Consider the following 6,967-nt stretch of genomic DNA (forward strand, 5'->3'; position numbering starts at 1 on the left):
CCCCAACATCGTCGGCGCCGCCGCGTGGATCGTCGCCTGCGCGTACCTGGTCGTCATCTACCCGCTCCAGCCCCTGTGGACGCTCATCCTCTTCTGGGTCGGCGGCGGCTGGTTCATGGTCGCGGGCTTCATCCGCACGGCCACCGGCGAGGACAAGTAGCTCCCGCCCCACGATCACCGACGAACACCCCCGGGCCCGGCGCTCGGGGGATGTTTGTTATGCGAGGCTCGTTCGGGCGGCGACGAGGCCGGGGCCGGGTGGCGCGAGCGGCGACGAGGCCGGGGTGGGCTTCGAGGTGACGCGCCGTAGGCCTCCGGCGCGGAAGGTCGGCGGGCGACGGGCCGCTATTCTCGGGCGCTCAGAGTGGTTGGGGGAGGGACGCGGGGGCTATAGCTGCTCCGAGAGGCCTTTCTTGACGGCCCGGTCGCGCTGGTAGCGGAAGACCTCCAGGAAGATTCCGCCGAAGAAAATGCAGGCGATGGCGGTCCACACGCCCGGGGGAGCGTGGCGCCCGTACATGAGGAAGTACACGTAGGGCGCCAGGAAGGTCACGGAAGCGGTGGCGGCGCCAACGACCCGGTGCCAGAGTTTTTGCCCGGCGACCATTTCGATGAGTCCCCACGTGTAGGGGATGGCGGTGACCATGTCGATTGCCCACAGGATGCGCCAGTCGCCCCGGAAGTGCGGGACGTACATGACGGGCACGGCCCGCGCCATCGAGTACACGAGGACGACGACGTAGGCGATGAACTTGGGGTTGCGGCACAGCTTGAGGAAAGCGGAGCGTTCGATGATGGAGGCGCCGACGGCGCGTGAGGCGCGGGTGGCGTGTGAGGCCGTGGAGATCGTGTCGAGCCCTGACATGGCCACGCGCATGAACTCGCGCTGTTCGTCGGTGCCTTCCGCCCACGCTTCGAGCAGGGCGAGGGGGGACAGCGCGATGGGCGTGTAACCGCCGGAGGGGGCCCCGGCCTCGTGAACGACGTCAGCTCCTAGGGCGTCGCGTAGGCGCGGCAGCTGGGGGGTGGGGATGTCGGCGATCCACAGGCGCACGCGGCGTTGGATCGCGTCGTGCAGCTCGTGGGACAGGGCGTGTCCGGCGGCCGAGTGGGGCGAGAATCCTTCGGCGGCGATGTCGGCGAGGGCTCCGGGATACTCGACGATGCGCGTCGTCAGGTCGCCGGCACGGTCGACCCCGGAGACAGTGATGATGGTGGCGGCATCCCACTGGTAGGTGCGCGCGATCTCGATGTCGAGGATCGAACGCAGCGTGATAAGGGAGGTTGTCTCGCTCACGGGTACCTCTCAGTTGGGGTAGTTCACTCCATTGTGCCTGACTGGGCGGTAGGAATGCACGCTCACGCCGACGGTGGCGCGGCGTAGAATCGACGCATGGCGAAACGACGCATCGATCCGGTCCGGGGGATGGAAGCACTGCGCGCCTGGCGTCGTGCGGTCGAATGCGGTGAGGAGGCTCCGCGCCCGGTGGCCTTGACGGCCGTTCGCTTCACACTCGAGGAACTGGGGACCCTCCACCCGGGCCGGTCGGTCGAGGTGCGTGTGCCGCCGGCGGGCGCGGTTCAGATCCTGCCCGGGACGACGCATCGGCGGGGGACGCCTCCCGCCGTTGTGGAGACGGACGCGCACACGTGGCTGTCTCTGGCGTGCGGGCGTCTCACCTGGGACGAGGCCGTGGCAGCCTCCCGGGTGAGCGCGTCGGGTGAGCGCACGGACCTTGGGTCCCTCCTGCCGCTCGTGTGAGGGCAGGGACGGGGGGTCCGGGTCTCAGGCCTCCAGCTGGGGCACGCCGAAGCGCGCTTCGAGCTTGGGGGCGAGCCACTTCTGGGAACCCTTGTAGGCGTAGCGCTGGGCGACGGCGGCGAGGGCGGCGGAGGTGGCGGCGAAGATGACCAGCGAGGTCAGGGTGACGTCGTCGGCGTCCTCGGCGGGAACGGGGCGCTTCGTGGTGATCTTCCAGCCCGTTTCAAAAATCTTGGTGGCCAAGAAAGCTGCTCCGGCGATGACGGCGGTCGTGGCAACCTTTTCGATGGTGGCGGGATCCATGAGTATCTCCTGGCGTGGGTTGACTGTCCCCGCGCGGGTGCGCGTGCCTCCATGATGCCCCACACGGCCCTCTTGCGCGAGGGCCACGGGCCAGCTGTCTTATGCTAGAGGGGTACTGTCCCCGTCCGAAGGATTCGTTATGGCTCGCGCCCGCTCTTTTTTTGCGCTGTCGGCCCTCGTGATCGTGGCGACGACCGTTGCAGCTTGTACCCCATCTGTGTCGTCGAGCGCCCCTCAGGATCCTTTCGCCGCGCCGATCGTTCCCGGTCAAAGCGCGCGTGCTTCGACGTCGAACGGGGGGGTGCGCGGTACGATCAACGCCCCCACGCCCAGGACCGGTTCCGGCGTGGTGACTGTTGCCCTGGTGGGCGGCGCCCAGCTGCCCACGGAGACCGCACAGGAGTTCACGAAGGCGACGGGTTTTTCGATCGCTGTTGTTCCCGTTGACGGGGTGGATTCGATCGCTCAGGCTGATGCGGATGTCGTTCTGGGCTTGGACGGCGCTGACGCGCTACAGGCGGCGGCGGCCGGCACGATTGCGTCCGTGGCTCCTCAGGACACGACGACGTTGACGGGTACCGTCCTCGAGGGGGCACCTGCGGCGGTCGCATACGGTCGTGACGACGTGTGTGTGATCGCCGACAAGTCGTGGATGAGCGCGAACAGTCGTCCACTGCCGACGTCCTTTCATGATCTGACGGCGCCGCGTGTGCGCGCACTGCTCGCTCTCCCAGACCCGGCCTCGTCTTCGGTGGGGCGCGCTTTCGTGCAGGAGGCTGCCGCGCAGACCGGTGAAGGTCTGGGAACGTTCGTGCAATCACTGAACCCGCGCGTGGACGCTTCCCTGGGGGAGACTATCAGCGCGTGGAGCGCTGGTACGCACGTCTCCGACAGCTATTTGTCCGAGGTCGAGGGGAGTGCGTCGGGCACGTCCGGCTCCTACCCGTTGGTTGTTGCGCCGCGCTCCCTGGCGGCGGCGGCAGCGACGAACACAGGCGCGGATTCATACGGCACAGCTGTGTCATCGACGTGTATCGCGCGCATCATGTATGCGGCTGCTGTGAGCGCCCCCGCAACCGACGGCGCTGAGTCGCTCATCGCGTGGCTCCAGGGTCAGGTTGCGCAGCGGTCCCTGGCGACCACGGGTGCCGCTTATCCGATCGACGGCGTGCTCGCGACTGACACCAAGGCGGCGTGGCTGATGGGAATCAGCGGCGAGACGGTTGTCGCTGACGAGACGGTCGGGTCCCTGGACGCGTTGGACGCGTGGCTGTCAACTTGGAAGTCTGCGTTGGTGTCGCCCGTCTCCGTCGCTACGACTGACCCCGCCGAAGAGTCTGCGGCGAATCCGGATGTCACTACTGCCCGTGATGAGACGAGTGAACAGGACCCGGGGGTTGATCCCGACGACGATGGTGATGAGTGAGGGGCGTTCCTAGTCGCGCAGCATCGAGGGGCTGACCCGGCATTCGTCGCCGATACGCATGGGGGCGATGAGTCCTTTGTCGCGTAGTTCGCGCAGGCGTGGGACCGTGCGTTCAACGACCTTCCACGGGTCGATCGTGTTCAAGTAGATGCGGGTGCCGCCCTCGAAGCCCGCCAGGGTGGAGATACGCCACTTGAGCAGGATTCGCCAGCGCATGGGTGTGGAGACGGTGGGTGGGCGGTGGTACCACTCTTCGTTTGCGGGAACGTCTGCCCCTGTCGCGGCGTGTGCAGCGTGCAGGATGTCGGAGATCCCGGCCATGGCCTGGTCGCTGACCTCCCACGGGTTGCGCGGCGAGTGCAGGGGCCAGATCGCGATGCCTGGGAAACGATGCCCGAAGCCGGCCAGGGCGACGGCGTGCTCGTTTTGAGCGATGAGGAGTTTGCGGGTGGCTGCCACCGTGAAGATCTGGTCGTAGATGTCGGGCTGGGCGCGCAGACGTTCGAGTTCCGCTTCCGTCTGCACGGCCAGATCGTCGATGGCGACTAGCTGCTTGTGCAGGTGATCGAAGGATGCGCCGGCGGGGCGTAGCCAGTTCTGGAAGGTAGCGACGTAGCGCACGGCGGGGTCGAGGTCGTACAGGTCGCGCATTGAGCGAGCTGTGTAGGAGGTGTACTGCGCGTGCTCTTCGGGCGTGAGGGTACCTGACCCGGCCAGTTCGTGAGCCTCGGTGGCACCATCGACGAAGTGGCGTTTGCCGATGATTAGGTCGTGGCCGCCGGAGAAGAATCCGTTGGCGGCCTGCAGGCGCGCGGTTTCGCTGGTGGCCGCGAACTCTCCTTCGCTCATGCCTGAGGCCAACATGCGTGCGCGCACGACGTTCATGACGTGCTCGTATCCAGCATCCGAGGCCAAGTAGTGCGCCATGCGGCGCCGGTCGTTTTCTGAGGGCACGTGTCCGTGGTTGAGATGCCAGTAGTTGTAGGAGACGATCTCGAAGAGGTTGGGGATGCGACGAAACTCTGCGACGGTGTCGGTGAGTTTGTCGGCTGCCAGGGCGTCGAGCTGCTCCCACGTGCCGTCCTCGCGGCGCACGAGGCGGGATTTCTCGGGGGGTGTTTCGAGGTATCGGCCCGAGCAGAACGCGCAGTGGTGTCCGTCGGCTTCGTGGTCGATGGGGTTGTGGTCGCTGCGCGGTGCGGCGAGGGGACGGTTTCCGCGCCCGGGGACTGTCCACACCTCCGTGCCGGTGAGCAGGTTCTGCTGTTTGACGGTTCCGTCGGCGAGTCGCACGATAGCGCGGTCGGCGCGGGTGAGCTTGGATGCCATGTGTCTTTCGTACCTGTCGTCAGAGTCGGTTCATGGTGGCGGGGTGCGATCCGGTGCGCCCGGATTCGCCTCTGTTGAGGGTGTCGATGCGTGCTGTCTGTTCGGGGGTGAGTGAGAAGGAGAACGCGTCGATGTTTGTTGCCATGCGCGCTCGGCGAAGGGTCTTGGGGAAGACGACGTGTCCGCGGTCGATAGCCCAGCGTAGGGCGACCTGGGCGGCGCTTACGCCGAGTTGGTCTGCGATGGCACGCAGGGTTGGGTCTGTGGTGGCGCGTCCGCGTGCGAGGGGTGACCAGGCTTCGAAGACCATGCCGAGTCCCTGCGCGTAGGTGCGCAGGTCCGCGTTGGGGAAGAAGGGGTGTGCTTCGACTTGGAGGACGTGCGGGGCGACGGTGGCGGCTGCGCGGACGGCCTCGATGTGTTTGCGTTCGTAGTTGGACAGGCCGATCGCTCGCGCGCTGCCGCCGGTGAAGGCATCTTCGAGGGCGGGCCAGGGGAGGGTGACGTCGCCGCCGTAGAGGGTGGGTAGTGGCCAGTGGACGAGGAGGAGATCGACGTAGTCGGTGCGCAGGTCGTTTAGTGAACGTTGGATGGATGCGGCTGCGCGCTCGGGTTCGTGGTTGGAGTTGTCCACTTTTGTTGTGAGGAAAATCTCGTCGCGGGGGATTTCGGATGTCTCGATCGCGGCTCCGACTTCGGCTTCGTTGCCGTACATTTGCGCGGTGTCGATGTGGCGATAGCCGATGTTGAGCGCGCGGCTGACGGCCTCATAGGTATCGTCTGGTGCAATCTTGTAGGTGCCGAAGCCGAGTACGGGGATGGGGGCGCCGGTGGGGAGGGTGAGTGTGGGGATCGGGGCCGAGGCTGGGGGCGGGTCGGCGGGGGCAGGAACGTTCATCGGTGAATCCTCCTCATGTCTTCTAGTGTAGCGTCCCGTGAAGTGGGCGTTGGCTTCGTCTGGGTGTGCCAGGATGTTGCGAGGGTGCGAGGCGTGGCATCGGTGTGAAGGCGCCGGAGGGTGGAACGGTTCTTCGAAACTGAAGACGGAGTCTCATAGTTTGAGACTTTGTACTGTCAATTTATCGATCGATCTTTGGTCAAATATGTGTGATAGGTCGATTTTGGGTGTTTTGTGCCTGTCGGCACCTGCGTTGTGAAGACTCTGACCACTTGACTTATAAAACATTGAAATATGAGTGGAAAGCTGCCCTATGATGTCTGCAACATGGTCGGTGCGCGTATTAGCATTCCGGTTAATTAATGTCCTCTCGCTTGCAATGACGGGGCCTAAGTTCTAACCAAATGGTAGGGTTTTTGTTAGGTAACCCACCGTTATGTGTCCGCTAACGGAGGGGGATTGGCGTAGGATAGATACTGTTCAACCACGATCGCCAACACGTCACGACAACGAACGGAGAGTTATGTCGGTTCGCAATGCCCTGCTGGCACTCGTCGCGCAGCAGCCCGCGGGTGTCTACCGTCTGAAGCAGATGTTCGAGGAGCAGACGTGTGGAGCTTGGCCACTCAATATTGGCCAGGTCTACCAGACGATGCAGCGCCTTGAGCGCGATGGTCAGGTTGTGTCTCATGCCGAGACCAATGCGGGCCGTGATTCCGAGGTCTTCGAACTGACCGACGCCGGTCGCGAAGTCCTCGCTGCCTGGTGGTCCACCCCGGTTCCGCGCGAGCATCCCGAACGTGATGAGCTTGTTATGAAGCTAGCTGTGGCCGCCGCCGATCCTACGGTCGACGTTGAGGCCATGATTCAGACCCAGCGTCGCTCGACCCTGGGTTCCCTGCGCGATGTCACTCGCCTGAAGGCCTCAGCCGACGAAGGAGAGCTCGCTTGGAAGCTCATCCTTGAGCGTCATATTTTTGACCTCGAGGCCGAACTTAACTGGCTGGACCACATCGAGTCCGGCGCGGTCTCGGAGGCCGCTCGTCGCGCCGCCTTCGCCGCCGCGAAGGGCCGTTCGATGAACTGGGCTCAGTCCGACGCCGGTATGACGGAGCGCGCCGGAGTGCGATGAGTCAGCCTGCACCACTACCAATCCGGATAGTTGGCGTCGGACATGAGTTCGGCGCCAACGGTGTCCGAGTGAGAGCGCTCGACGGGATCGACCTTGAGGTCGCGCCCGGCGAGCTTC

7 protein-coding genes and 2 pseudogenes are annotated in these 6,967 nt (G+C 65.1%); 5 read left to right on the forward strand and 4 right to left on the reverse strand.

Annotation, left to right across the window (positions count from 1 at the left end):
* Window positions 1–160: pseudogene (locus tag RYL44_RS09550) on the forward strand (CDP-alcohol phosphatidyltransferase family protein); the annotation flags it as partial.
* Between the two features lie 228 nt (window positions 161–388).
* Here the strand turns inward: RYL44_RS09550 and RYL44_RS09555 are convergent.
* Window positions 389–1,297 (reverse strand): cytochrome C oxidase subunit IV, encoded by a 909-nt coding sequence (locus tag RYL44_RS09555; protein WP_314975828.1) that lies wholly within the window; start codon window positions 1,295–1,297, stop codon window positions 389–391.
* Between the two features lie 96 nt (window positions 1,298–1,393).
* Here RYL44_RS09555 and RYL44_RS09560 point away from each other — a divergent pair, with 96 nt between their 5' ends.
* Entirely contained in the window at window positions 1,394–1,762 is a 369-nt protein-coding gene (locus RYL44_RS09560) for a sterol carrier family protein (protein WP_314804715.1), read from the forward strand.
* Between the two features lie 24 nt (window positions 1,763–1,786).
* Here the strand turns inward: RYL44_RS09560 and RYL44_RS09565 are convergent, their stop codons facing one another.
* Window positions 1,787–2,065, reverse strand: a complete 279-nt coding sequence (locus RYL44_RS09565) for a DUF4235 domain-containing protein (protein WP_073982942.1) — start codon at window positions 2,063–2,065, stop codon at window positions 1,787–1,789.
* 139 nt (window positions 2,066–2,204) lie between these two features.
* On the opposite strand from RYL44_RS09565, the gene RYL44_RS09570 reads away from it, so the two are divergent.
* Window positions 2,205–3,491: a type 2 periplasmic-binding domain-containing protein gene (locus RYL44_RS09570; RefSeq protein ID WP_073982941.1), complete on the forward strand. Its 1,287-nt coding sequence runs from the start codon at window positions 2,205–2,207 to the stop codon at window positions 3,489–3,491.
* Between the two features lie 9 nt (window positions 3,492–3,500).
* On the opposite strand, the gene RYL44_RS09575 is transcribed toward RYL44_RS09570, so the two are convergent.
* The gene (locus RYL44_RS09575) at window positions 3,501–4,820 is read right to left on the reverse strand and encodes a DUF4921 family protein (protein ID WP_073982940.1); all 1,320 of its coding nucleotides are present in this window, start codon (window positions 4,818–4,820) and stop codon (window positions 3,501–3,503) included.
* Window positions 4,821–4,839: 19 nt separating this feature from the next.
* Window positions 4,840–5,718 (reverse strand): aldo/keto reductase, encoded by an 879-nt coding sequence (locus tag RYL44_RS09580; RefSeq protein ID WP_314975829.1) that lies wholly within the window; start codon window positions 5,716–5,718, stop codon window positions 4,840–4,842.
* A 523-nt stretch (window positions 5,719–6,241) separates the two neighbouring features.
* On the opposite strand from RYL44_RS09580, the gene RYL44_RS09585 reads away from it, so the two are divergent.
* Window positions 6,242–6,850 (forward strand): PadR family transcriptional regulator, encoded by a 609-nt coding sequence (locus RYL44_RS09585; RefSeq protein WP_276740460.1) that lies wholly within the window; start codon window positions 6,242–6,244, stop codon window positions 6,848–6,850.
* Window positions 6,847–6,967, forward strand: a pseudogene (locus RYL44_RS09590) (ABC transporter ATP-binding protein); the annotation flags it as partial. The gene RYL44_RS09585 and the pseudogene RYL44_RS09590, both read left to right, overlap by 4 nt.

It is taken from the genome of Actinomyces bouchesdurhonensis (genome assembly GCF_963540955.1).
GTDB lineage: Bacteria > Actinomycetota > Actinomycetes > Actinomycetales > Actinomycetaceae > Pauljensenia > Pauljensenia bouchesdurhonensis.

Bases quoted from the DNA above. Each gene is read 5' to 3' on its own strand.
- RYL44_RS09575 (WP_073982940.1), bottom strand. From the start codon at position 4,820: ATGGCATCCAAGCTCACCCGCGCCGACCGCGCTATCGTGCGACTCGCC.
- RYL44_RS09585 (WP_276740460.1), top strand. From the start codon at position 6,242: ATGTCGGTTCGCAATGCCCTGCTGGCACTCGTCGCGCAGCAGCCCGCG.
- RYL44_RS09565 (WP_073982942.1), bottom strand. From the start codon at position 2,065: ATGGATCCCGCCACCATCGAAAAGGTTGCCACGACCGCCGTCATCGCC.
- RYL44_RS09570 (WP_073982941.1), top strand. From the start codon at position 2,205: ATGGCTCGCGCCCGCTCTTTTTTTGCGCTGTCGGCCCTCGTGATCGTG.
- RYL44_RS09580 (WP_314975829.1), bottom strand. From the start codon at position 5,718: ATGAACGTTCCTGCCCCCGCCGACCCGCCCCCAGCCTCGGCCCCGATC.
- RYL44_RS09560 (WP_314804715.1), top strand. From the start codon at position 1,394: ATGGCGAAACGACGCATCGATCCGGTCCGGGGGATGGAAGCACTGCGC.